Annotated in this window: 17 protein-coding genes; 13 read left to right on the top strand and 4 right to left on the bottom strand. The window is 70.3% G+C overall.

All coding sequences use genetic code 11. The annotated features are described in order from the left end of the window. Positions 1–97 precede the first annotated feature (97 nt). Positions 98–1,495, top strand: a complete 1,398-nt coding sequence (locus ACFYO2_RS34075) for a glycoside hydrolase family 16 protein (protein WP_388356839.1) — start codon at positions 98–100, stop codon at positions 1,493–1,495. A 415-nt stretch (positions 1,496–1,910) separates the two neighbouring features. Further along, complete coding sequence (locus ACFYO2_RS34070; protein ID WP_388356837.1) at positions 1,911–4,355, top strand: transglycosylase domain-containing protein; 2,445 nt, start codon at positions 1,911–1,913, stop codon at positions 4,353–4,355. A gap of 36 nt (positions 4,356–4,391) precedes the next feature. Here ACFYO2_RS34070 and ACFYO2_RS34065 read toward each other — a convergent pair whose 3' ends face one another. Beyond that, positions 4,392–5,297: an AraC family transcriptional regulator gene (locus tag ACFYO2_RS34065; RefSeq protein ID WP_388356834.1), complete on the bottom strand. Its 906-nt coding sequence runs from the start codon at positions 5,295–5,297 to the stop codon at positions 4,392–4,394. 157 nt (positions 5,298–5,454) lie between these two features. Between ACFYO2_RS34065 and tkt the strand changes: the two genes are divergently transcribed. From tkt to ACFYO2_RS34025, 8 genes are all read left to right on the top strand, one after another. Then, positions 5,455–7,530, top strand: a complete 2,076-nt coding sequence (gene tkt, locus ACFYO2_RS34060) for a transketolase (RefSeq protein ID WP_388356832.1) — start codon at positions 5,455–5,457, stop codon at positions 7,528–7,530. A gap of 19 nt (positions 7,531–7,549) precedes the next feature. Next, positions 7,550–8,695 carry a transaldolase gene (gene tal / locus ACFYO2_RS34055; RefSeq protein ID WP_388356829.1) on the top strand — a complete coding sequence of 382 codons (1,146 nt, stop codon included), beginning with the start codon at positions 7,550–7,552 and terminating at the stop codon, positions 8,693–8,695. Beyond that, positions 8,692–10,287 (top strand): glucose-6-phosphate dehydrogenase, encoded by a 1,596-nt coding sequence (gene zwf / locus ACFYO2_RS34050; RefSeq protein ID WP_388356827.1) that lies wholly within the window; start codon positions 8,692–8,694, stop codon positions 10,285–10,287. The genes tal and zwf overlap by 4 nt, the downstream gene beginning before the upstream one ends. Then, positions 10,284–11,219, top strand: a complete 936-nt coding sequence (opcA, locus tag ACFYO2_RS34045; RefSeq protein ID WP_388356825.1) for a glucose-6-phosphate dehydrogenase assembly protein OpcA — start codon at positions 10,284–10,286, stop codon at positions 11,217–11,219. The genes zwf and opcA overlap by 4 nt, the downstream gene beginning before the upstream one ends. After that, on the top strand, positions 11,212–12,894 hold the full coding sequence (gene pgi, locus ACFYO2_RS34040; protein ID WP_388356822.1) for a glucose-6-phosphate isomerase: 1,683 nt from the start codon (positions 11,212–11,214) through the stop codon (positions 12,892–12,894). Before opcA ends, pgi begins: the two co-directional genes overlap by 8 nt. 5 nt (positions 12,895–12,899) lie before the next feature. Continuing rightward, the gene (gene gnd / locus ACFYO2_RS34035) at positions 12,900–13,781 is read left to right on the top strand and encodes a phosphogluconate dehydrogenase (NAD(+)-dependent, decarboxylating) (protein WP_388356820.1); all 882 of its coding nucleotides are present in this window, start codon (positions 12,900–12,902) and stop codon (positions 13,779–13,781) included. A gap of 7 nt (positions 13,782–13,788) precedes the next feature. Then, positions 13,789–14,376 (top strand): histidine phosphatase family protein, encoded by a 588-nt coding sequence (locus ACFYO2_RS34030; protein ID WP_388356817.1) that lies wholly within the window; start codon positions 13,789–13,791, stop codon positions 14,374–14,376. Positions 14,377–14,488: 112 nt separating this feature from the next. Further along, entirely contained in the window at positions 14,489–15,952 is a 1,464-nt protein-coding gene (locus ACFYO2_RS34025; protein WP_388356815.1) for a membrane-associated oxidoreductase, read from the top strand. Here the strand turns inward: ACFYO2_RS34025 and ACFYO2_RS34020 are convergent. After that, on the bottom strand, positions 15,939–17,741 hold the full coding sequence (locus tag ACFYO2_RS34020; RefSeq protein ID WP_388356812.1) for a bifunctional sugar phosphate isomerase/epimerase/4-hydroxyphenylpyruvate dioxygenase family protein: 1,803 nt from the start codon (positions 17,739–17,741) through the stop codon (positions 15,939–15,941). The two genes, ACFYO2_RS34025 and ACFYO2_RS34020, sit on opposite strands and share 14 nt — an antisense overlap. A 32-nt stretch (positions 17,742–17,773) precedes the next feature. Then, a complete protein-coding gene (locus ACFYO2_RS34015) occupies positions 17,774–18,652 on the bottom strand; it encodes a shikimate dehydrogenase (protein WP_388357037.1) in 879 nt (292 codons plus the stop codon). A gap of 158 nt (positions 18,653–18,810) precedes the next feature. Here ACFYO2_RS34015 and ACFYO2_RS34010 point away from each other — a divergent pair, with 158 nt between their 5' ends. Both ACFYO2_RS34010 and ACFYO2_RS34005 read left to right on the top strand, forming a co-directional pair. Beyond that, a complete protein-coding gene (locus tag ACFYO2_RS34010) occupies positions 18,811–19,476 on the top strand; it encodes a TetR family transcriptional regulator (RefSeq protein WP_388356810.1) in 666 nt (221 codons plus the stop codon). A gap of 173 nt (positions 19,477–19,649) precedes the next feature. Then, complete coding sequence (locus tag ACFYO2_RS34005) at positions 19,650–20,993, top strand: MFS transporter (RefSeq protein WP_388356808.1); 1,344 nt, start codon at positions 19,650–19,652, stop codon at positions 20,991–20,993. Between the two features lie 268 nt (positions 20,994–21,261). Here ACFYO2_RS34005 and ACFYO2_RS34000 read toward each other — a convergent pair whose 3' ends face one another. After that, on the bottom strand, positions 21,262–21,699 hold the full coding sequence (locus ACFYO2_RS34000; RefSeq protein WP_388356807.1) for a PPOX class F420-dependent oxidoreductase: 438 nt from the start codon (positions 21,697–21,699) through the stop codon (positions 21,262–21,264). A 237-nt stretch (positions 21,700–21,936) separates the two neighbouring features. Between ACFYO2_RS34000 and ACFYO2_RS33995 the strand changes: the two genes are divergently transcribed. Continuing rightward, positions 21,937–23,166 (top strand): serine hydrolase domain-containing protein, encoded by a 1,230-nt coding sequence (locus ACFYO2_RS33995; protein WP_388356805.1) that lies wholly within the window; start codon positions 21,937–21,939, stop codon positions 23,164–23,166. Positions 23,167–23,195 lie beyond the last annotated feature (29 nt).

Raw genomic sequence — 23,195 nt, 5'->3', positions numbered from 1 at the left:
GGCGCACCTTGAGAGCGCTCTCAAAGCGGTCTGAGCGGATCTCGAAGTGTCTCCCAAGGCACCCGCGCTTCCCCTTCCGTACCCGAGAGGCACCCCCATGAGTGATTCCTCCGGCATACCCCGCAGACGGCGCCCGTTGCGTCGGGCGCTCGTCGCCGTCGTCAGCACGCTGGGCCTCGCGGCGGCCGCCGCCACGGTCGCCTCCCCCTCCGCGAACGCCTCCGCGCCCACTCCCCCGACGGGCTGGTCGCAGGTCTTCCTCGACGACTTCACCGGTGCCGCCGGCGCCGGGGTCAACACCTCCAACTGGCAGTACACGACCGGAACTTCGTATCCCGGCGGCCCCGCCAACTGGGGCACCGGCGAGGTCGAGAGGATGACGAACAGCACGAACAACGTCTCGCTCGACGGCAACGGCAACCTGCGCATCACCCCGCTGCGCGACGCAGCCGGCGGTTGGACCTCGGGCCGCATCGAGACCAACCGCACCGACTTCCAGCCTCCGTCGGGCGGCAAACTGCGCGTCGAGGCCCGCATCCAGATGCCGAACGTCACCGGCACCGCCGCGGAGGGCTACTGGCCCGCGTTCTGGATGCTGGGCGCGCCCTACCGGGGCAACTACCAGAACTGGCCGAGCGTCGGCGAGCTGGACATCATGGAGAACGTCCAGGGCCGTAACACCGTGTGGGCCACCATGCACTGCGGCACCAACCCCGGCGGCCCGTGCAACGAGACGACCGGGATCGGCAACTCCGCGGCGTGCCCCAACACGACCTGTCAGTCCGGCTTCCACACCTACACCATGGAGTGGGACCGCTCGGTGAGCCCGGAGGCGATCCGCTTCTACGTCGACGGCGTCAACTACCACACCGTGACGGCGAGTCAGGTCGACGCGACGACCTGGACCAACGCCACCAACCACGGCTTCTTCATCATCCTGAACGTGGCGATGGGCGGCGCCTTCCCGGACGCGTTCGGCGGCGGCCTGGACGGCGACACACGGTCCGGCGTCCCGATGGCCGTCGACTACGTCCAGGTGCTGCAGTCCGGTGGGGGAGGTACCACACCGCCGCCGACCGGCAACCGTGACGCCTACAGCGCCATCCAGGCCGAGTCGTACGACAGCCAGTCCGGCACGAGCACGGAGACCACCTCCGACATCGGCGGCGGCCAGAACATCGGCTCCCTCGCCAATGGAGACTGGGCCCTCTACAAGGGCGTCGACTTCGGCTCCACGGCGGCCACACAGTTCTACGCGCGCGTGGCGAGCGGCGCCGCGTCCGGCGTCAGCGGCCTGGTCGAGGTGCGCCTGGACAGCCGTACCAGCACCCCGATCGGCAGCTTCGCGCTCGCGGGCACCGGCGGCTGGCAGTCCTGGAGGACGGTCCCGGCCAACATCACCTCGGTGACGGGCACCCACGACGTCTATCTGACCTTCACCAGCGGCCAGTCACAGGACTTCGTGAACGTGAACTGGTTCGACTTCGGTCACTGACCGGGCCGTTGACCGATGCCCCGCGAGGAAGACCTCGTGGGGCGTCGTCGTGCGGCCAGTCCGCCGGGATCAGGCAGAACCGGCCTCGGGTACGCCCGGGAACCACAGCCAAGGGCCTGCGTCGGCCGGCTCGACGAGAACGGTCGGATCGTCCTCGGTGTTGGTGATGCACAAGGCCCGCAGGTGTGCGAGTTCCGTCTGGTCGCAGGACCTGTCCGGCGGGGGCTCGTGTGGATCTCGACGGCTCGGGCGGCGGATCCCGTCACCAGCTACTCGAAGGTGTGATCCGGTCCCAAAAGGGAAGAAGCTGCATCACTAGGCACGTACACGGATTTTTCGGAGCCGCGACCGCGTCCGGCCCCGGTGCGTTACCTCTACGGCGCAACCCGACGGTGCCAGGCAGAGGGGCGGACGCATGAACAACGGGCCGAGACAACCGGACACCACGGCGCAACCCACCTGGCGTGAGCAGGTGCGGGCCGCGAGGCAGGCCTGCAAGGCCGCACAGCGCAACCGCAGGGCGGTGCGCCGTGCGATGCCGTGGTGGCGCCGGGTGTTTCCCACCTGGAGGATGGTTCTCAGCGGCCTGCTCACCGTGCTCGTGATCGGAGTCACCGCCTTCGTCGCCCTCTACGTGACCGTCCAGATCCCCAGCCCCAACGCCGCCGCCGTCAGCCAGAGCAACATCTATTACTACGCCGACGGCACCGAAATGGGCCGCACCGGAAGGGTCAACCGCGCAGCGCTGCCCCTGTCCGAGATCTCGATCAATGTGCAGCACGCCGTGGTCGCCGCCGAGGACCGCACGTTCTACTCCAACAAAGGAGTGGACGCCCGCGGCATCCTGCGCGCGGCCTGGAGCACCGTCAGCGGCCATGAGGTCCAGGGCGGCTCCACGATCACCCAGCAATATGTGAGGAACTACTACCTCAACCACGAACGGACCGTCGCCCGGAAGGTCAAAGAAGCCGTCATCGCGATCAAGGTCAATGAGACACAGAGCAAGGACGCCGTCATGGCCGGGTATCTGAACACCAGCTACTTCGGCCGCAACGCCTACGGCATCGGGGCCGCGGCGCAGGCTTACTACGGCATCCCCGCCGCACGGCTGAACATCCCGCAGAGCGCCTACCTCGCCGCCCTGCTCAGGGCTCCCAGTGTCTATGACGTCTCCACGACCGACCTACCGCACCGGACAGCGGCAGTCGCGCGCTGGGACTACGTCCTGGACGGAATGGTCCAGCTCGGCTATCTCGACAGCACACAGCGGGCCAAGATGGCGTTCCCCGAGCCCAAGGAACCCCGGCCCACCCCCGGGGTCGGCGGCCAGGTCGGATACCTCATCGACATCGCCCGCCGCTACCTGGTCGACACCGAGATCGTGGACGACGCCACGCTCGCTTCGGGCGGCTGGCACATCACCACCACCTTCGTGAAGAAGGATCAGGACGCGTTGGTCGCGGCGGTGAGGAAGGGACTGCGGCAGCTGCCGCACACCCGCAAAGCCGACGTCATCCGCGTCGGCGCGGCTTCCGTCGAACCGTCCACCGGAAAAATCGTCGCCACCTACGGTGGGCCGGACTACGCCGTGCGCCCGTACAACGACGCCACCCGCCACGACGTCCAGGTCGGCTCCACGTTCAAACCGTTCGATCTCGCGGCCGCGCTGCGGGACCGTGCCGCCACCCAGGACGGCCGCACCATCACCCCCGGCACCCGCTACGACGGCACCAGCCGCCGCTGCGTCCAGGGCCTGCCCCGTGGTCTGCGCTACTGCCCGCCCAACGAGGACGACCGCGACTACGGCCGTATCACCCTGCGCCGCGCCATGATGAAGTCCGTGAACGCGGTGTTTGCGCAGGTGGGCGCCGACGCCGGCCTGGCCGGTGTCCGCAGGGCCGCCATCGACGCCGGCCTCCCCTCCGGCACGCCCGACATGCGCGCCAACCCGGCCGTGACCCTCGGCGTGGCCACCCCCAGCCCCCTCGACATGGCCGGGGCGTACGCGACCTTCGACAACCACGGTCGGCGCATCCCCATGTGGTCGGTGCAGAAGCTCGCCCGGAACGGCAAGACGTACGACGTGCCCGGCCACGAAGCAATCCAGGCGTTCCCTCGGGCCGCCGCCGACCAGGTGACCTCGGTTCTGAGGGGCGTCGTCAGCGCGGAGGGCACCGGCTACCTGGCCACGGGCCTGGGGCGGCCCGCCGCGGGGAAGACGGGCACCACGGACAGCAACCTCTCGGCGTGGTTCGTCGGCTACACCCCGGAACTGACCACGTCGGTCGCCATGTTCGCCGAGGAACCCCGGGCCCACACCCGGATCTCCCTCGGCAAGGCCGCCGGCATCAGCCGCGTCAACGGCGGCTCCTACCCGACTCGGATCTGGACCGCCTACATGGCCGCGGCACTCAAGGGCCTGCCGGTGAAGGATTTCAACCTGGTGGCGGCCGCGCAGCCCGCCGGCCCCCGGACCACCCGGCCACCCACCTCGGATTCCCCGACCGAGACGACGCCGCCCGCCCCTGCACCCACCACCACGACGGCTCGCCCCACCCCGACAGCGAGCACCACGGCGCCGCCCGCCCCTGCACCCACCGACACGACGGCTCGCCCCACCCCGACAGCGAGCACCACGGCGCCGCCCGCGCCGACACCAAGCCAGCCGGCGCCGCCCGCGCCCACGCCGACCAGCGGCGCGCCCACCGAGGACCCATCCCCCACCGCCACGTCACCGGCCCCCACCACGACCGTTCCTCCCGCCCCGGAACCGAGCGCGACGGAGCAGCCGAGCGTGACTGGTGCCGGTCGCTCGCTCGGCGAAAGCGGGACCATCGGCACAGGAGTGCCCCAGGGCTGAGCGTTCGTCACTCCGGCCCGACCCGCCGGACAGTCCCTACCGCAACTCCGCCCGGAACGCCGCCGGCGTCAGGTCCGTGTGCTGGTGGAAGAACTTCGAGAAGTTGGCCGCGTCCGGGAAACCGACCGCCGCCCCGACGCGGCCGATCGGCATGTCGGTGTGGGCCAGCAGCCGCTTGGCCTCCAGGACCACGCGTCTGTCGATGAAGCCCTTGGGGGTCTGCCCGGTGGCGGCGCGGACCGCGCGGACGAGGGTGCGGCGGGAGTAGCCGAGGGCGTCGGCGTAGGCGCTGACGCTGTGGTTGGTGGCGAAGCCCTTTTCGACGGCGTCCCGGAAGAGGGTGAAGGTGGTGTCCGACTGCCGCCCGGCCGCCTCGGCGGAACTCGCGGCGAGGTGGGCGAGGCGCAGCAGGAACGCCGTGAGCGAGTGGCGCAGTACCGAGGTGTGCAGGCTCGGCGGGAGGGTGCTGGAGTCCTCGTACTCGCGCTGGAGCTGGGCGAGGGCGGCCCGGAGCGCGGCGAGTCGGGGCTCGTCGGGGCGCAGCAGGGGCCGGAGGTCGTAGCGGTACAGGCCGGTGGCCTCGACGATCGAGCGGGGCAGGAAGCCGGGCTGCATGGTCAGGACGGTTCCGCGGTACTCGCAGGCCGACGAGAAGCGGTGGACCTGCCCCGGGCGGATCCACAGCAGGTCGCCGGCCGTCGCCTCGTACTCGGCGAAGTCGATCATGTGGCGTACGGGGCCGTGGCTGAAGAGCATGACCACGTGGAAGTCGATGCGGTGCACGCGTTCCAGCGGCGCGTCCGCGTGCCAGGTTCGGCCGGTGCCCATGGGGCCGACCTGCATGCCGACACCGCCGACGCTCAGTTCGACCGGGAAGGGGAACGTTCTGATCCCGTCCATGCCGCCGTCACCGTCTCCGCCTTGGATGGTTCTGTCCGCCATGTCCTTCTCGTGTCGCCTCGGTCGTAGACCGTGCCTCGTGGGGGTGTCCCATTTTCACCACAGGCTGACACACCGCGACCTTCCCTCGTAAAAGTCAGACTTTTAAGTTTGAACGCGTCAGACCAGCTACTTCGCTCCGATCGAGGACTTCTTGAAGATGAGCACGCAGACACCGGACAGCTTCGAATGGACCGAACTCGACCGGCGTGCCGTCGACACCGCCCGCCTTCTGGCGGCGGATGCCGTGCAGCGGGTCGGGAACGGGCACCCGGGCACGGCGATGAGCCTGGCCCCGGCGGCGTACACGATCTTTCAGAAGGTGATGCGCCATGATCCGGCCGACCCGGAGTGGACGGGCCGTGACCGCTTCGTCCTGTCCCCCGGGCACACCTCGCTCACCCTCTACACGCAGCTCTTCCTCGCGGGGTACGAGCTGGAGCTCGACGACCTGAAGGCCTTCAGGACCCACGGTTCGAAGACGCCGGGGCATCCCGAGTACGGCCACACGGCAGGTGTCGAGACCACCACCGGTCCGCTCGGGCAGGGTGTCGCCAACGCCGTCGGCATGGCGATGGCCACCCGCTACGAGCGCGGCCTGTTCGACCCGGAGGCCCCTGAGGGCGAGTCGCCCTTCGACCACACCATCTGGGGGATCGTCTCGGACGGTGACCTGGAGGAGGGCATCTCCGCCGAGGCCTCCTCCCTGGCCGGCCACCAGAAGCTCGGCAACCTCGTCTTCGTCTACGACGACAACCACATCTCCATCGAGGGCGACACCGCGACCGCGTTCTCCGAGGACGTGCTGAAGCGCTACGAGGCGTACGGCTGGCACGTGCAGCGGATCGAGCCCGGCGCCGACGGCGACATCGACGTGCACGCCCTGTACGCGGCCCTCAAGTCCGCTCAGGCCGAGACCGGCCGGCCCTCGATCATCGCGATGCGCACGATCATCGCCTGGCCCGCTCCGAACGCCCGGAACACCGAGGCCGCGCACGGCTCCGCGCTCGGCGAGGACGAGGTCGCGGCCACCAAGCGCGCACTCGGCTTCGACCCGTCCCGCTCCTTCGAGGTGGCGGACGAGGTACTCGCCCACTCCCGCCGGGCCCTCGACCGGGGCGCCGAGGCGCACGCCGCCTGGGACAAGCGGATCGACAAGTGGCGCGGGGCCCAGCCCGAGCGCGCCAAGCTCTTCGACCGGGTCGTCGCAGGTCAGCTGCCCGAGGGCTGGGAGGACGCCCTGCCGGTCTTCGAGGAGGGCAAGTCCGTGGCGACCCGCGCCGCCTCCGGCAAGGTGCTCCAGTCGCTCGGCGCGGTGCTCCCCGAGCTGTGGGGCGGCTCCGCCGACCTGGCCGGCTCGAACAACACCACCATCGACAAGGAGAGTTCCTTCCTGCCGAAGGACAACCCGCTTCCGGAGGCCGACCCGTACGGCCGCACCATCCACTTCGGCATCCGCGAGCACTCCATGGCCGCGGAGATGAACGGCATCGCGCTGCACGGCAACACCCGTATCTACGGCGGCACCTTCCTGGTGTTCTCCGACTACATGCGCAACGCCGTCCGCCTCTCCGCGCTGATGCAGCTGCCCGTGACGTACGTGTGGACGCACGACTCCATCGGCCTGGGCGAGGACGGCCCCACCCACCAGCCGGTCGAGCACCTCGCGTCCCTGCGCGCCATCCCGGGCCTGAACATCGTCCGCCCGGCCGACGCCAACGAGACCGCGATCGCCTGGGCCGAGATCCTCAAGCGGCACGCCGTCAACCCGGCCCCGCACGGCCTCGCGCTCACCCGCCAGGGCGTGCCGACGTACGCGCCCGACCCGGACGCGGCTCGCGGCGGTTACGTGCTGAAGGAGTCCTCCACAAAGACGCCGGACGTCGTCCTGATCGCCACCGGCTCCGAGGTGCAGCTCGCCGTCGCCGCGCGGGAGCAGTTGGAGGCCGAGGGGGTCGGCACCCGGGTGGTGTCGATGCCGTCCGTGGAGTGGTTCGAGGAGCAGCCGCGGGAGTACCGCGAGAACGTCCTTCCGCCGTCGGTGAAGGCCCGCGTTGCGGTCGAGGCCGGTATCGGCCTGACGTGGTACCGGTTCGTGGGTGACGCAGGACGCATCGTCTCCCTCGAACACTTCGGCACTTCCGCCGACGCCAAGACCCTGTTCGCCGAGTTCGGCTTCACCCCCGAGAACGTCGCCGCCGCAGCCAGGGAATCCCTGGCCGCCGCCCGCGGTTGATCCGATCGCCCGAAAGAAGATGATCACAGTGACCGAAGAAACCGCGACCGCGGAACCACTCGAGCGCCTGTCCGACGAGGGCGTCTCCATCTGGCTGGACGACCTGTCGCGCAAGCGGATCGAGTCCGGCAACCTCGCCGAACTCGTCGCGACCAAGCACGTGGTGGGTGTCACCACCAACCCGTCCATCTTCCAGGCCGCCATCGGCTCCGGCGAGGGCTACGAGGAGCAGCTCACCGACCTCGCCGTGCGCGGCGTCACGGTCGACGAGGCCGTCCGCATGATGACGACCGCCGACGTCCGCGCCGCCGCCGACATCCTGCGGCCCGTGTACGACGCGACCGGCGGCCGGGACGGCCGGGTCTCCATCGAGGTCGACCCGCGCCTCGCCCACAACACCGAGGCGACGATCGCCGAGGCCAAGCAGCTCTCCTGGCTGGTCGACCGCCCCAACGTCATGATCAAGATCCCGGCGACGAAGGCCGGTCTCCCGGCGATCACCGAGGTCATCGGCCTCGGCATCAGCGTCAACGTCACGCTGATCTTCTCCCTGGAGCGCTACGGCGAGGTCATGGACGCCTACCTCGCGGGCCTGGAGAAGGCGCAGAAGGCGGGCCTGGACCTCTCGCAGATCCACTCCGTGGCCTCCTTCTTCGTCTCCCGCGTCGACTCCGAGATCGACAAGCGGCTGACGCTGCTCGGCACGGACGAGGCTCTCGCGCTGAAGGGGAAGGCCGCCCTCGCCAACGCGCGGCTCGCCTACGAGGCGTACGAGAGCGTCTTCTCCGGTGAGCGCTGGACCGCCCTCGGCGGGGCCCGGGCCACCAGGCAGCGTCCGCTGTGGGCCTCCACCGGAGTGAAGGACCCGGCGTACAAGGACACGCTGTACGTCGACGAGCTGGTCGCGCCGGGCACGGTCAACACCATGCCGGAGGCCACGCTGAACGCCGCCGCCGACCACGGAGACATCACCGGCGACACCGTCACCGGCTGCTATGTCCAGTCCCGCGCCGACCTCGCTGCCGTGGAGCGGCTCGGCATCTCGTACGACGAGGTCGTCCAGCAGCTGGAGGACGAGGGCGTCGCCAAGTTCGAGGCGGCCTGGCAGGACCTGCTGAACACCGTGACGAAGTCCCTGAACAGCAAGGGGGTTGACGGGGAATGACCAGGAAGCGTTCCGAGACGACCACAGAGGAGACCGCGGCGGAGGTGACCGTCCCCGTCCTTCCGGCGGCCGACTGGTCCAACCCGCTGCACCACCCTCAGGACCGCCGGCTGCCCAGGATCGCCGGCCCGTCGGGTCTGGTCATCTTCGGGGTCACCGGCGACCTGTCCCGCAAGAAGCTGATGCCGGCCATCTACGACCTCGCCAACCGCGGTCTGCTGCCGCCGGGTTTCTCGCTCCTCGGGTTCGCCCGCCGGGACTGGGAGGACCAGGACTTCGCGCAGGTGGTGCACGACGCGGTCCGTGAGCACGCGCGCACCGAGTTCCGCGAGGAGGTCTGGCAGCAGCTCTCCGAGGGCATGCGGTTCATCCCCGGCGACTTCGACGACGACACCGCGTTCAAGCAACTGCGGTCCGCCGTCGAGGAGCTGGACGCGTCGCGCGGTACGAGCGGCAATTACGCGTTCTATCTCTCCGTACCGCCGAAGTTCTTCCCGAAGGTCGTCCAGCAGCTCAAGAAGCACGGCCTCGCCAACGCCCCGGAGGGGTCCTGGCGGCGCGCGGTGATCGAGAAGCCGTTCGGGCGGGACCTGGCGAGCGCCCGCGAGCTGAACGCGCTGGTGCACGACGTGTTCGAGCCGGACCAGGTCTTCCGCATCGACCACTACCTCGGCAAGGAGACCGTCCAGAACATCCTGGCGCTCCGCTTCGCCAACCAGATGTACGAGCCGATCTGGAACCGGTCGTACGTCGACCACGTGCAGATCACGATGGCCGAGGACATCGGCATCGGCGGCCGGGCCGGCTACTACGACGGCATCGGCGCCGCCCGTGACGTCATCCAGAACCACCTGCTCCAGCTGATGGCGCTGACCGCCATGGAGGAGCCGATCGCGTTCGACGCCGAGTCGCTGCTCACCGAGAAGCTCAAGGTGCTCAAGTCGGTGCGGCTGCCGGAGAACATCGGCGAGCACACCGTGCTGGCGCAGTACGCGGAGGGCTGGCAGGGCGGCGCGAAGGTGCCCGGGTACCTCCAGGAGGAGGGCATCGACCAGCAGTCGAAGACCGACACCTACGCGGCCATCAAGCTGGAGGTGGACAACCGCCGCTGGGCGGGCATCCCCTTCTACCTGCGCACCGGCAAGCGGCTGGGCCGCCGGGTCACCGAGATCGCGGTGGTCTTCAAGCGGGCCCCGCACTCCCCCTTCGACTCCACCGCCACCGAGGAACTCGGGCAGAACGCCATCGTCATCCGCGTCCAGCCGGACGAGGGCATGACGGTCCGCTTCGGTTCCAAGGTGCCGGGCACGTCGATGGAGATCCGGGACGTGTCGATGGACTTCGCCTACGGCGAGTCGTTCACGGAGTCCAGCCCGGAGGCGTACGAGCGCCTCATCCTGGACGTCCTCCTCGGCGACGCCAACCTGTTCCCCCGCCACCAGGAAGTGGAAGAGTCCTGGAAGATCCTCGACCCGATCGAGGAGTACTGGGCGAACCACGGCAGGCCGGCGCAGTACGCGTCGGGCAGCTGGGGACCCGAGGAAGCGGACGAGATGCTCGCACGAGACGGACGGAGCTGGCGCAGGCCATGAAGATCGACCTGACCGACACCACGGCAAGCAAGATCAACAAGGCGCTGGTGCAGGGTCGCCGCGCCATCGGCACACCCGCCGTGGGCATGGTCCTGACGATGGTGATCGTCACGGACGAGGAGAACGCCTACGACGCGATCAAGGCGGCCGAGGAGGCCTCGCACGAGCACCCCTCGCGCACCCTGGTCGTCATCAAGCGGCACGCCCGCACCCCGCGCGACCGCACCAGCTCGCGCCTCGACGCCGAGGTACGGGTGGGCGCCGACGCCGGCACCGGCGAGACGGTGATCCTGCGGACCTACGGCGAGGTGTCCGACCACGCCGACTCCGTGGTCCTGCCGCTGCTGCTGCCGGACGCCCCGGTCGTCGTGTGGTGGCCGGTGGACGCCCCGGAGAACCCGGCGAAGGACCCGCTGGGTGCGCTGGCCCAGCGCCGGATCACCGACCTGTACGCCGTCGGGAACCCCCTCCAGATGCTGGAGACCCGGGTCCGCTCCTACGCGCCCGGCGACACCGACCTCGCCTGGACCCGGCTGACGCCGTGGCGCTCGATGCTGGCCGCGGCCCTGGACCAGGCCCGGGTGAAGGTGACCTCGGCGGCGGTGGAGGCCGAGGAGGAGAACCCGGCCGCCGAACTGCTGGCCCGCTGGCTGGAGGCCCGGCTCGGCGTCACCGTCGACCGGATCGTCACCGCCGGACCGGTGGTCACGGCCGTGCGCCTGGGCACCGCGAACGGCGAGATCGTCATCGACCGCCCCGAGGGCCCGCTGGCCACGCTGTCCCTGCCCGGCCAGCCCTCCCGCACCCTCGCGCTGAAGGTCCGCACCACCTCCGAACTCATCGCCGAGGAGCTCAGGCGCCTCGACGCGGACGAGATGTACGCCGTCGCCCTGCGCGGCGAGGGCACCAAGGAGATCCCCGCACATGTCTGACTCCCCCACCGACTCCCCGGCCGGCTCCCCTTCCGGCACCCCCCGGCTCACCCGGCGCCCGCAGTGGACGGCCCTGGAGGACCACCGCGCCCAGTGGCACCCGCATCTGCGTGAGCTGTTCGCGACGGACCCCGGGCGCGCGGAGCGGTACGTCGTGCGCGTCGGCGACCTGCGCATCGACTACTCCAAGCACCTGATCACCGACGACACCCTCGCGCTGCTGCGGGAACTCGCCGCCGCCACCGACGTGTTCGGGCTGCGCGACGCCATGTTCGACGGCGAGAAGATCAACACCACCGAGGACCGCGCCGTCCTGCACACCGCGCTGCGTGCCCCCGCGAACGCGGTGATCGAGGTCGACGGCGAGAACGTCGTCCCCAAGGTCCACGCCGTGCTGGACCAGATGAGCGACTTCGCGGGCCGGGTCCGCTCCGGCGAGTGGACCGGTCACACCGGCAAGCGGATCAAGAACGTCGTCAACATCGGCATCGGAGGCTCGGACCTGGGCCCGGCGATGGCGTACGAGGCCCTGCGCGCGTTCACCGACCGCTCGATGACCTTCCGGTTCGTCTCGAACGTGGACGGCGCCGACCTGCACGAGGCGATCCGCGACCTGGACCCCGCTCAGACCCTGTTCATCGTCGCGTCCAAGACGTTCACCACCATCGAGACCATCACCAACGCCACCTCGGCCCGCTCCTGGCTGCTGCACGGCCCCGGCGGCCTCGGCGAGGACAAGGCCGTCGCGAAGCACTTCGTCGCCCTGTCGACGAACGCGCAGAAGGTCACCGAGTTCGGCATCGACCCGGACAACATGTTCCAGTTCTGGGACTGGGTCGGCGGCCGCTACTCCTACGACTCGGCCATCGGCCTGTCCCTGATGATCGCCATCGGCCCGGACCACTTCCTGGAGATGCTCGACGGCTTCCGGATCGTCGACGAGCACTTCCGCAACGAGCCCGCCGAGGACAACGCCCCCCTGATCCTGGGCCTGTTGGGCATCTGGTACGGCAACTTCTTCGACGCCCAGTCGCACGCCGTCCTTCCCTACAGCCACTACCTGTCCAAGTTCACCGCGTACCTGCAGCAGCTGGACATGGAGTCCAACGGCAAGTCGGTCGACCGCGACGGCAACCCGGTCGAGTGGCAGACCGGGCCGGTGGTGTGGGGCACACCCGGCACCAACGGGCAGCACGCCTACTACCAGCTGATCCACCAGGGCACCAAGCTCATCCCGGCCGACCTGATCGGCTTCGCCCGCCCGGTGGCCGAACTGAGCGACGAACTGGGGGCGCAGCACGACCTGTTGATGGCCAACCTGTTCGCCCAGGGACAGGCGCTCGCCTTCGGCAAGACCGCGGACGAGGTGCGCGCCGAGGGCGTGGCCGAGGAGCAGGTGCCGCACCGCACCTTCCGGGGCAACCACCCCACGACGACGATCCTGGCGAAGGAACTCACGCCGTCCGTCCTCGGCCAGCTGATCGCCCTCTACGAGCACAAGGTGTTCGTCCAGGGCGCCATCTGGAACATCGACTCCTTCGACCAGTGGGGTGTCGAGCTCGGCAAGGTCCTCGCCAAGCGCGTCGAGCCCGCCCTCACCGAAGGCGCCGACGTGCCCGGGCTCGACCCCTCCACCGCCGCCCTCGTGGCCACCTACCGTCAACTCAGGAAGTGAACGACATGCAGTTGGGACTCATCGGCCTCGGCAAGATGGGCGGCAACATGCGCGAGCGGATCCGCCGCGCCGGCCACACCGTCATCGGCTACGACCGCAACCCCGAACTCTCCGACGTGGCGAGCCTGGCCGAACTGGTCGACAAGCTCGAAGCCCCGCGCACCGTCTGGGTGATGGTCCCCGCCGGTGGCCCCACCCAGTCCGTCGTGGACGAACTCGGCGACCTCCTGTCCGCCGGTGACACCGTCGTCGACGGCGGCAACTCCCGCTGGACCGACGACGAGAAGCACGCCGCCGAACTCGGCACCAAGGGCATCGGCTTCGTCGACGCCGGTGTCTCCGGCGGCGTATGGGGCCTGAAGAACGGCTACGCGCTGATGGTCGGCGGCGACAAGGAACACGTCGACCGCCTCCAGCCGATCTTCGACGCGCTCAAGCCGGAGGGCCACTACGGCTACGTCCACGCCGGGAAGGTCGGCTCCGGGCACTTCTCCAAGATGGTCCACAACGGCATCGAGTACGCCATGATGCAGGCCTACGCCGAGGGCTGGGAGCTCCTGGAGGCGGTGGACTCCGTCACCGACGTGCGCGAGGTCTTCCGCTCCTGGCAGGAGGGCACGGTCATCCGCTCCTGGCTCCTCGATCTCGCCGTCAACGCTCTTGACGACGACGAGCACCTGGAGAAGCTCAAGGGCTTCGCGCAGGACTCCGGCGAGGGCCGCTGGACCGTCGAGGCCGCCATCGACAACGCGGTGCCGCTGCCCGCGATCACGGCGTCGTTGTTCGCCCGGTTCGCGTCCCGGCAGGACGACTCCCCGCAGATGAAGATGGTCTCGGCGCTGCGCAACCAGTTCGGCGGCCACGCCGTCGAGTCGGCGAAGGAGTAGTCCGGCCGTGGGGGATCTCCTTCTGGTCCGCCACGGTGAGACGGAGTGGAGCGTGTCGGGACAGCACACCAGCTGGACCGACCTGCCCCTCACCCAGCACGGCGAGGAACAGGCCAAGTCCCTCGCTCCGCTCCTCTCCTCGCGGACCTTCGCTCTCGCACTGACCAGCCCGCTCGGCCGCGCGATACGCACCACCGAACTGGCCGGCATCACCGGGGTCGTACCCGACCCCGACCTGCACGAATGGGACTACGGCGGCTACGAAGGCGTCACCACCGTGGACATCCACCGCACCCGGCCCGACTGGTACCTGTGGACCGACGGCGTACCGCCCGGCCCGGACGGGCATCCGGGCGAGTCGCCGGCCGAGGTGGGGCTGCGTGCCGACCGGGTGCTCGCCCGGGTGGACACCGCCCTCGCCGACGGCGACGTCATCCTCGTCGCGCACGGCCACTTCCTGCGCGTGCTGACGGCACGCCGGCTGGGACTGGATCCTGCGGACGGTCGACTGTTCCAGCTCGCGACGGCAACCTTCAGTCGACTGTCCACAGAACACGGTCGACCGGTGATCGCGGAGTGGAACACCAGGCCGTAGGACAGCACGGGACCCACTGCCCAACTCCTCCGAAGCTCTGAGCGAGTTGAGAAGGTGGGTCCCGCTGTCTGCCTGTTGACAGGAGCGGTGGAGCACGTCAGAGTCCCCGCTGATGGAGATCGACAACCTGACCCCGGCCGAGCTGCGGGTGTGGCGGGCCTTCCCGCGGGGCGAGTCCGTGAACTTCCGCGCGGCGGACGACGAGGACACGGCGCTCGGGGCCGACTGGGGTTCCGAACGGACCGTGCGGGCCTCGGTGTTGCGGACGCTGCTGCTGGGCGGCCCGCAGGAGGACGGGGAGATACCCGCCCTGAAACTGTCGGGCGCCCGCGTCACCGGCGTACTCGACCTGCCGTACGGGACGAGCGACCACGCCGTACGGCTGAGCCACTGCTTCTTCGAGGACGCCCCCTTGTTGTACGGTGCCCGGCTGCGCCAGTTGAATCTCAGCTGGTCCGTGCTGCCGGGGCTGACCGCGGCCACCATGAAGGTGGAGGGCGTCCTGCGGATGACGGACTGCCGGCTGCGCGGTCCGGTCCGGCTCGGCGGCGCCCAGATATCGGGGGCGCTGTTCCTGGACCGCGCCCACCTCACCTCCGCGGACGGCTCGGAACCCGTGCTCCAGCTGAACCAGGTGACCATCGGCGACGACCTGTGGGCGCCCGGGCTGCGGATCGACGGGGAGATGCGACTCAACGGTGCGAACATCGCCGGGTCGGCCAACCTGAACGAGGCCCGGCTCAGCCGGCCCGGCCACCACGCCCTCGATGCCGAGACCCTCACCGTGGAGGGTGACGTCCTGATGCGGAACGCGCAGGTGCGTGGCTGGATCGGGCTGCGGGGCGCCCGTGTCGCGGGCCGGCTCGACCTGTCGCATGCGACCCTCTCGAATCCCGGCGACGCGGCCCTGCGGGCCAGCAGTTGCACCATCGGCGAACTCTGGTTGCGCAAGAGCCCCCGCATGGACGGCACCCTGAATCTGCGTCGCGCCCAGATCGACGTCCTGTTCCTCGAACCGGACGTGGTACCGGACGAGGTGTTGCTGAGCAGCCTCGTCTACACCACGCTCACCCCGCACGAGCCCGCCGAACGCCGCCTGCCGATGCTGGAGCGCGACGGCGACGGCCATGTTCCGCACTCGTACGAGCAGTTGACCGCCTCCTACCTGCGCATCGGCGACGACCAAGCCGCCCGGCTCGTCCAGCTCGCCAAGCAGCGCCGGCACCGCACCACGCTCCCCTGGTACGGCCGCGTGTGGGGCCATGTCCAGGACGCCACCGTCGGCTACGGCTTCCGCCCGCTGCGCGCCTGCGTGTGGCTGCTGTCGCTGCTCGCCATCGGCTCGGTCGCGTACGCACTGCACCATCCGCGCCCGCTCAAGCCGTCCGAAGCCCCGGACTTCGACCCGGTGTTCTACACGCTCGACCTGTTGCTGCCGGTGATCTCCTTCGGCCAGGAAGGCGCCTTCGCCCCGGCGGGCGGGTACCAGACGCTGTCCTACGCGCTGGTGATCGCCGGCTGGATCCTGGCCACGACGGTCTTCGCCGGCGTGACCCGGACCGTCAGCCGCCAGTGAGCCGCCGCGCCGTGTGCTGGGCGGCCAGGCGGACCGGGGCGTTCTGGGCGCCGTAGCCGCGGTAGCCGCCGTCGCGCTGGACCAGTTCGAAGAAGACGCGGCCGATGGTGGGCGTGTAGCAGTGGCGGAACTCGCCGTGGGCGTCACGGTCGTAGAGGATGCCGAGTTCGCGGTACGTCTCCAGCTCACCGTCGGCGAACTCGTACCGGGCCGCCAGGTCGTCGTAGAAGTTGGCCGGGATCGGCAGCAGCCGGCCGCCCGCCTCGGCGAAGCGGCGGGCCGCGGCGACCACGTCGTCGGTGGCCAGCGCGATGTGCTGGGCGTGGGCCGTGTCGTCGGTGGGGGCCGCGCCGACGGTGAGGGCGATACGGACGCTGCCGTCGTCGTTGGTGACGGCGCGGCTGCGCATCAGCCCGTAGGGGTCGGCGACGTCGACGCTCTCCTGCGCGTGCAGGCCGAGGACGCTGTGGTGGAAGAGGGTCGCCTCGTCGAAGTGGTGCCAGGGCTGGGTGAGGGCGAGGTGGTCGATGCGGGCCGCGTGCGGCTGCGGTGCGGCGGGCACGGCCTCGGTGTCCGCGAAGTCCGCCCGCCAGTTGGGGTGTTCGGGGCGGTCCGTGGCACAGAAGAACAGTTCCGTGCCATCGGGGGCGAGCACCGCGTCGAGCTGGGCGTCCTCCAGGGCGCGCCGGCGGGGCAGGACGGGCGCCAGCAGCGCCTCGGCGCGGTGGGCGGCGGCCGTCGGGTCCGGTGACTCCAGCCCGATCGCGGCCAGCCCGGTGCCGTCACGGCGTACGGCCGTGCCGGTGTTGACCAGGAGACGAGCCTCGCCCTGCTGCCACAGGTCGACGGGTTTGCTGCGGTGCCGTGCGGTGCGGGCGAAGCCCAGCGCGCCGAGCACCGCCGAGAGCGGCTCGGCGTCGGGGGTCACGAGTTCGGCGAAGGCGACGCCGGTCGGGGCGACCGAGGCGGGCGGCGCGGCGATGCCGACCGTCTCCTGGAGGACGAGGAGGGAGCGCCGTGCGTCCACGGCCGTGGGGCCGGCCTCGGCCTGGCGGAAGACGTCGTTGAAGACCTCGAGGGAGAGCGGACCGTCGTATCCCGTATGCAGAACGCTGCGGACCAGCCCGGCGATGTCGAACCCGCCCTGTCCCGGGAAGCAGCGGTAGTGGCGGCTCCACTGCAGGACGTCCATCGCGAGCAGCGGGGCGTCGGCCAGTTGGAGGTAGAAGATCTTCTCGCCGGGGATGTCCTCGATCCCCTTGGCGTCGGAGCCCCGGGACAGGATGTGGAAGCTGTCCAGGCAGGTGCCGAGGGCGGGGTGGCCGGCCGTCTCGACGATGTGCCAGGCGTGGTCGTAGGTGCTGACGTGCCGACCCCACGCGAGCGCCTCGTAGGCGACGCGGATGCCGAAGTCCTGGGCGAGGTCCGCGAGTCGGGCCAGTTGTGCGGCGGCGAGGGCGTCGTCGTCGACCGCGAGGGGACAGACGCTGGAGCAGACGAGGACGGTGTCGGCGCCGAGCCTGCGCATCAGCTCGAACTTGTGCCGGGCGCGGCGCAGGTTGCGGGCGAACTCGTCCTCGGGCACTGCCTCGATGTCGCGCATCGGCTGGTAGAGGTCGATGGTGAGGCCGAGGTCGGCGCAGCGCGCGCGGATCTCCTCGGGGGTGAGGGGGCTGGCGAGCAGGTCGTTCTCGAAGATCTCGACGCCGTCGAAGCCGGCCCGGGAGGCGGCCGTGAGCTTCTCGGTGAGGGATCCGCTGAGGGAGACGGTGGCGATGGACGTACGCATGTCGGTACCTCTGTCTTTCGAGACGCCCGGTACTACTTCGGTGCCGGCACGGCGCCGGCCAGCTCCGCGATGTCCGCGAGCATCCGCGTGCTGTCGGGTTCCCGACCGGTGAACAGGCGGAAGGCGTCCGCGGCCTGGAAGACGGCCATGCCGCCGCCGTCGAGCGTGGCGCAGCCGAGCGCGCGGGCGCTGCGCAGTAGTTCGGTCTCCAGGGGGCGGTAGACCACCTCGGCGACCCACAGGCCGGGGTGGAGGAGCTCGGCGGGGAAGGGCAGGCCGGGGTGGGCGGCCATGCCGGTGGGGGTGGCGTGGACCAGGCCGTCGGCCCGCGCGAGCAGGTCCGCCAGCCCGTCGGGAGTGGCGGCGAGTGTCCGGCCGTCGCCGAAGTGGCGGCTCAGGGAGTCGGCGAGAGCGGCCGCCCGCTCGGGCATCGCGTCCACGACCGTGACCCGCTCGGCGCCGAGGGTGAGGGTGGCGTGCGCTACGGCCGCGCCCGCGCCGCCCGCGCCCAGCTGCACGATCCGCTCCAGGGGTGCGTCGGGCAGACCGCGCGCGAAGGAGGCGGCGAAGCCGGTGACGTCGGTGTTGTGGCCGACGGCCCGGCCGTCCTCCTCGAAGACGACGGTGTTGACCGCGCCCAGCGCCTCGGCCTGCGGGGCGAGGGCGTCCAGGTGCCGGATGACCTGCTGCTTGCAGGGGTGCGTGATGTTGAGCCCGTCGAAGCCCAGGTCGCGGGCGGCCCGCACCAGGTCGCCCACCGCCTCGGGCGGCACGCCGAGGGCGTCGATGTCGATGAGCCGGTACAGATAGCGCAGGCCCTGACGGTCGGCCTCCCGCTCGTGCAGCGCGGGACTGAGCGACGGCCCGATGCCCGAGCCGATCAGACCGACGAGATACGAGTCCTTGGGCACCACGCGGGACCTCCTGAGCGGCTCACTAATGTACGAACTGGTACGTTAGCTATATCAGCATCACCGGCCCGCGGGAAGCCCTTGCCGGTGATCGGACTCCTTGGCGGCGGCCTCCTTCTACAATCTGCGGCACTGTCCCGTAGCAACGAAGGAATCCGATGACCAGCGTCGAAGAACCGGCACGACCAGGCGGGCGCATTCGTGACGCCGTCCGCACCCAGGCCGAGATTCTCGACGTGGCGACACAGGAGTTCGCCCGGGCGGGTTTCGCCGGGGCCCGCGTGGACGAGATCGCGGCCCGCACCCGCACCACGAAGCGGATGATCTACTACTACTTCGGCGGCAAGGAACAGCTGTTCACGGCCGTGCTCGAGCGGGCGTACGCGGTGATCCGCGAGGCCGAGCAGGGGCTCGACGTCGAACACCTGGACCCGGTCGCCGCCATCCGGCGCCTGGCGGAGGTCACCTTCGACCACCACGAGCAGCACCCCGACTTCATCCGCCTGGTGAGCATCGAGAACATCCACGAGGCCGTGCACATCGCCGCCTCCGAGAAACTCGGCAAGATCGGTTCGCCGGCCCTCGACGTGATCCGCCGGATCCTGGAGCAGGGACAGAAGTCCGGGCTGTTCACGGCCGACGTCGACGCCGTCGACCTGCACGCGATGATCAGCGCGTTCTGCTTCTTCCGGGTCGCCAACCGGCACACTTTCGGCGCCCTGTTCGGCCGCGACCTGACCGACCCCGCCCGGCGCGAGCACTACCGCGCGATGCTCGGCGACATGGTGATCGCCTATCTGACGGCGGAGCGCGCGGCGGACTGAGTGCGCCCCCCGAGGCGGAAGATCCTTCGACGCGACCTCTTGACAGGCGGGAAACGTCGGCGCAACATCCACCCACCGCCACTAACTACCCAGTGGGTTAATTAGCCGAAGATCCGGCCCTTCTCCCCTCCGCTCACTCCGCCCAGGTCGGAGTTCCCCCGAAGGAGCACGCCGTGTCCGTCCCCGTCGCCGCACCGCCCGGCCAGCCGAAAAAAGCCGCCACCGCGGCCTGGATCGGCAGCGCCCTTGAGTACTACGACTTCTTCATCTACGGCAGCGCGGCCGCGCTGATCTTCCCCGAGGTCTTCTTCGACGAGTCCGACCCGGCCACCGCGACCCTGCTGTCCCTGGCCACGTTCGGCGTCGCGTACGCGGCCCGCCCGGTCGGCGCGCTCTTCCTCGGGCACTTCGGCGACAAGCTCGGCCGCAAAAAGATCATGGTCTTCACACTGATCCTGATGGGCCTGTCGACGTTCCTGATCGGCTGCCTGCCCACCCGCGACCAGGTCGGCACCCTCGCCCCCGTCCTGCTCGTCCTGTGCCGGGTCCTGCAGGGCATCTCGGCGGCCGGTGAGCAGGCCAGCGCCAACTCCATGTCGCTGGAGCACGCGCCGCCCCACCGGCGCGGCTTCTTCACCAGCTTCACCCTCAGCGGCACCCAGGGCGGCCAATTGCTCGCCACGCTGGTCTTCATACCCGTCGCCGCGCTGCCCGACGACCAGCTGCTGTCCTGGGGCTGGCGGGTGCCGTTCTGGATGAGCGTCGCGGTCGCCGTCGTCGGCTTCGTCATCCGCCGCAAGCTGGAGGAGACCCCGGCCTTCGCCCAGCAGACCGCCAAGGAGGGCGTCGTCAGGATGCCGCTGGCGATCCTGCTCCGCGAGCACTGGGCGGACGTCCTGCGGGTCGTCGCGGGCGCCCTCATCGCCTCGGTCAGCACGATCTTCACCGTGTGGGCGCTGTCCTACGCGACCAGCGACTCGGTCGGCATGAGCCGGTCCTCCATGCTGTGGGTGGGCGCGCTCGCCAACCTCGTGGCGCTCGCGGCGATCCCGCTGTGGGCCACCCTGTCGGACCGCATCGGCCGCCGCCCGGTCTTCCTGGTGGGCGCCGCCGGCAGCGCGGTGATGATGTTCCTGTACCTGTGGGCCATCTCCACGGGCTCCTACGCGCTGACCCTGATCCTCGGCATCGTCACCTTCGGAGTCGTCTACAGCGCCGCGAACGGCGTCTGGCCCTCCTTCTACGGCGAGATGTTCTCCACCCGCGTCCGCCTGTCCGGCATGGCCATCGGCACCCAGATCGGCTTCGCCGTGGCCGGTTTCGCGGTCACCTTCGCCGCGCAGATCGCGGGCCCGGACGGCGACGACTGGTCGTCGGTGGCCCTGTTCACCGCCGCCCTGTGCGTCCCGCCGGTCATCGCCGTCCTCACGGCCCGCGAGACGCACAAGGTCCCGACGGAGCACCTCGGCGAGCGGTCGCAGCAGGGGGCGCGGCAGCCGGAGAGGGTGACCGCCTGATCCCGCCATCTCCCACATGCCCCCGGAGCCGCGGCCGGCTCCGGGGGTTCTTCGTGTGCCGGTCACCATCCCTGGCGGCCCCGTTGACAGATGACCTTTTCGGCAAGAACATCGGCCGAAACAGGCAGAAAAGAACACCTCTGCGCGCGCTGCGACAGCCGTGACCCGAGGGGGGAGACCCTCCGCGCGCACCGGCCGGTTTCAGGGGCGGCCGGTGCGCGCGGAGCGCTCGTCGGCCGGCATCACCCGGCCACGACCGCCCTGCCGCTCAGCCCTGATCACCCCTTCTGGGAATCCCGTACGCCCGCTCGACCTTCAGCCGCAGCACCAGCCGGCGGTCGCGGACCATCGCGGCCCGGTAGTCGTCCCAGTCGGGGTGCTCGCCCAGGACGTCACGGTAGAGGCGGATGAGCTCCTCCACCGTCTCGTCGTACGGGTCCTTCGCGACGGGCGTGAGCTCGGCCGTGCCCTCGGCGACCGTGTACGCCCACCGGTCGGCGCTGGTCACGTGGTACGACGCCCGCGGGTCGCGGCGCAGGTTACGGGTCTTGGCGCGGTCGTCGGTGATCGAGACCCGGATGATCCGCTCGTCCGGGTAGTAGGCGTGAGAGACGTTCGACAACTGGGGCCGCCCGTCGTGCTTGAGGGTCACCAGGACCCCGCCGTGGCCTTCGGAGAGCAGGTGGAGCAGAGCGTCCTGAGTCATGCCAGGATCAACCCGGCGGGCCGGGCCGCGTATTCCGTCGTGTTCCGTCGTGCGTGTTCCCTCGCGGCCGTCGCAGGTGCGAAAGCCCGCGGGCGCTGCCCGTGCGTTCCCTCACAGCGATCGACGATCAGCGGGATGCGGGGGATCATTCGCCCGTTCCTGCGCGACGATGGTGTCTGAGGTGGTCCCGGCGGGGTATTTGCCGGACCACCTCGACGAACGCGACGGAGGAGAACGATGGCACTGCTGCGACAAGAGGTGGACCCGGGTGAGGTCGGGCTGGACGCGAAGGCGCTGGACCGCCTCGACCAGCATTTCGCCCACTACGTCGACGAGGGCCGCCTGCCCGGCTACCTCGTGGCCGTCTCCCGCGGCGGACGCGTCGCCCACCTCACGACGCACGGCCGCCGCGACATCGCGGCGGGGCTGCCCGTCGAGGCCGACACACTGTGGCGGATCTACTCCATGACCAAGCCGGTCACCGCGGTCGCCGCGCTGCTCCTGGTGGAGGAGGGCCGGTTGTCGCTGGACGACCCGGTCGAGCGGCACCTTCCGGCCTTCGCTCAGCCGCGGGTGTACGTGAGCGGCTCCGGCGCCGACATCGTGACCCGCCCGGCCGCCGGTCCGATACTGGTGCGGCACCTGATGACCCACACCGCGGGCCTGACCTTCGCCTTCTACCACACGCACCCCGTCGACGCCCTCTACCGCGAGGCCGGTCTGGAGTCGTCGGTGGTGCCGGGGACGACCCTGGCCGAGACGACCGAGGTGTACGCGAGCCTGCCGCTGCAGTTCGAGCCGGGCACGCAGTGGAACTACTCCGTCGCCTCCAACGTGCTGGGCCGGATCATCGAGGTGGTGTCGGGGCAGCCGCTGGACACGTTCTTCGCCGAGCGGATCTTCGGCCCGCTCGGGATGACCGACGCCGGTTTCCGCGTCACCGGCGAACAGGCGCCCCGACTCTCCGAGTTGTACGGCGACGCCGACGGCGGCGGCATCGAGCCGATCCCCGGCCTCCCGCTGCACGGCCGCCCGCGCTTCCTGTCCGGCAGCGGCGGCATGGTGGCCTCCGCCCACGACATCCACCGCTTCATGGAGCTGCTCCGCCGCCGCGGCGAACTCGACGGCACTCGTCTCCTCGCTCCCGAGACGGTGGACCTGATGACCTCGAACCACCTCCCGGGCGGCGCCGACCTGCGCTCCTTCGGCAGCCGCCCCGCCCACGACGAACGCGGCAACGACGGCGTCGGTTTCGGCCTGGGCGTTTCCGTGGTCATCGACCCGGCCCGCACGCAGGCGCCCTCGGGGCTCGGGACGTACGGCTGGAGCGGCGTCGCGACGACGACGTTCTGGGTCGACCCGAGCCGGGACGTGACCGTGCAGTTCATGACCCAGGTGCGGCCGAAGGGCTCACACACGATCTTCCCGGATCTGAAGCGGCTGGTGCACGAGGCGGTCGGCGACTAGGACTTCGGGGCCGGATTCGGAGTTGGAGC

Origin of the sequence: Streptomyces sp. NPDC006602 (genome assembly GCF_042870385.1) — a bacterium.
GTDB lineage: Bacteria > Actinomycetota > Actinomycetes > Streptomycetales > Streptomycetaceae > Streptomyces.
This window is presented reverse-complemented; position numbering and strand designations above follow the sequence as displayed.

Excerpts from the sequence above, each read along its gene's own strand:
- ACFYO2_RS34075 (WP_388356839.1), top strand. The coding sequence starts at position 98 with ATGAGTGATTCCTCCGGCATACCCCGCAGACGGCGCCCGTTGCGTCGG.
- ACFYO2_RS34070 (WP_388356837.1), top strand. The coding sequence starts at position 1,911 with ATGAACAACGGGCCGAGACAACCGGACACCACGGCGCAACCCACCTGG.
- ACFYO2_RS34065 (WP_388356834.1), bottom strand. The coding sequence starts at position 5,297 with ATGGCGGACAGAACCATCCAAGGCGGAGACGGTGACGGCGGCATGGAC.
- tkt (WP_388356832.1), top strand. The coding sequence starts at position 5,455 with ATGAGCACGCAGACACCGGACAGCTTCGAATGGACCGAACTCGACCGG.
- tal (WP_388356829.1), top strand. The coding sequence starts at position 7,550 with ATGATCACAGTGACCGAAGAAACCGCGACCGCGGAACCACTCGAGCGC.
- zwf (WP_388356827.1), top strand. The coding sequence starts at position 8,692 with ATGACCAGGAAGCGTTCCGAGACGACCACAGAGGAGACCGCGGCGGAG.
- opcA (WP_388356825.1), top strand. The coding sequence starts at position 10,284 with ATGAAGATCGACCTGACCGACACCACGGCAAGCAAGATCAACAAGGCG.
- pgi (WP_388356822.1), top strand. The coding sequence starts at position 11,212 with ATGTCTGACTCCCCCACCGACTCCCCGGCCGGCTCCCCTTCCGGCACC.
- gnd (WP_388356820.1), top strand. The coding sequence starts at position 12,900 with ATGCAGTTGGGACTCATCGGCCTCGGCAAGATGGGCGGCAACATGCGC.
- ACFYO2_RS34025 (WP_388356815.1), top strand. The coding sequence starts at position 14,489 with ATGGAGATCGACAACCTGACCCCGGCCGAGCTGCGGGTGTGGCGGGCC.
- ACFYO2_RS34020 (WP_388356812.1), bottom strand. The coding sequence starts at position 17,741 with ATGCGTACGTCCATCGCCACCGTCTCCCTCAGCGGATCCCTCACCGAG.
- ACFYO2_RS34010 (WP_388356810.1), top strand. The coding sequence starts at position 18,811 with ATGACCAGCGTCGAAGAACCGGCACGACCAGGCGGGCGCATTCGTGAC.
- ACFYO2_RS34000 (WP_388356807.1), bottom strand. The coding sequence starts at position 21,699 with ATGACTCAGGACGCTCTGCTCCACCTGCTCTCCGAAGGCCACGGCGGG.
- ACFYO2_RS33995 (WP_388356805.1), top strand. The coding sequence starts at position 21,937 with ATGGCACTGCTGCGACAAGAGGTGGACCCGGGTGAGGTCGGGCTGGAC.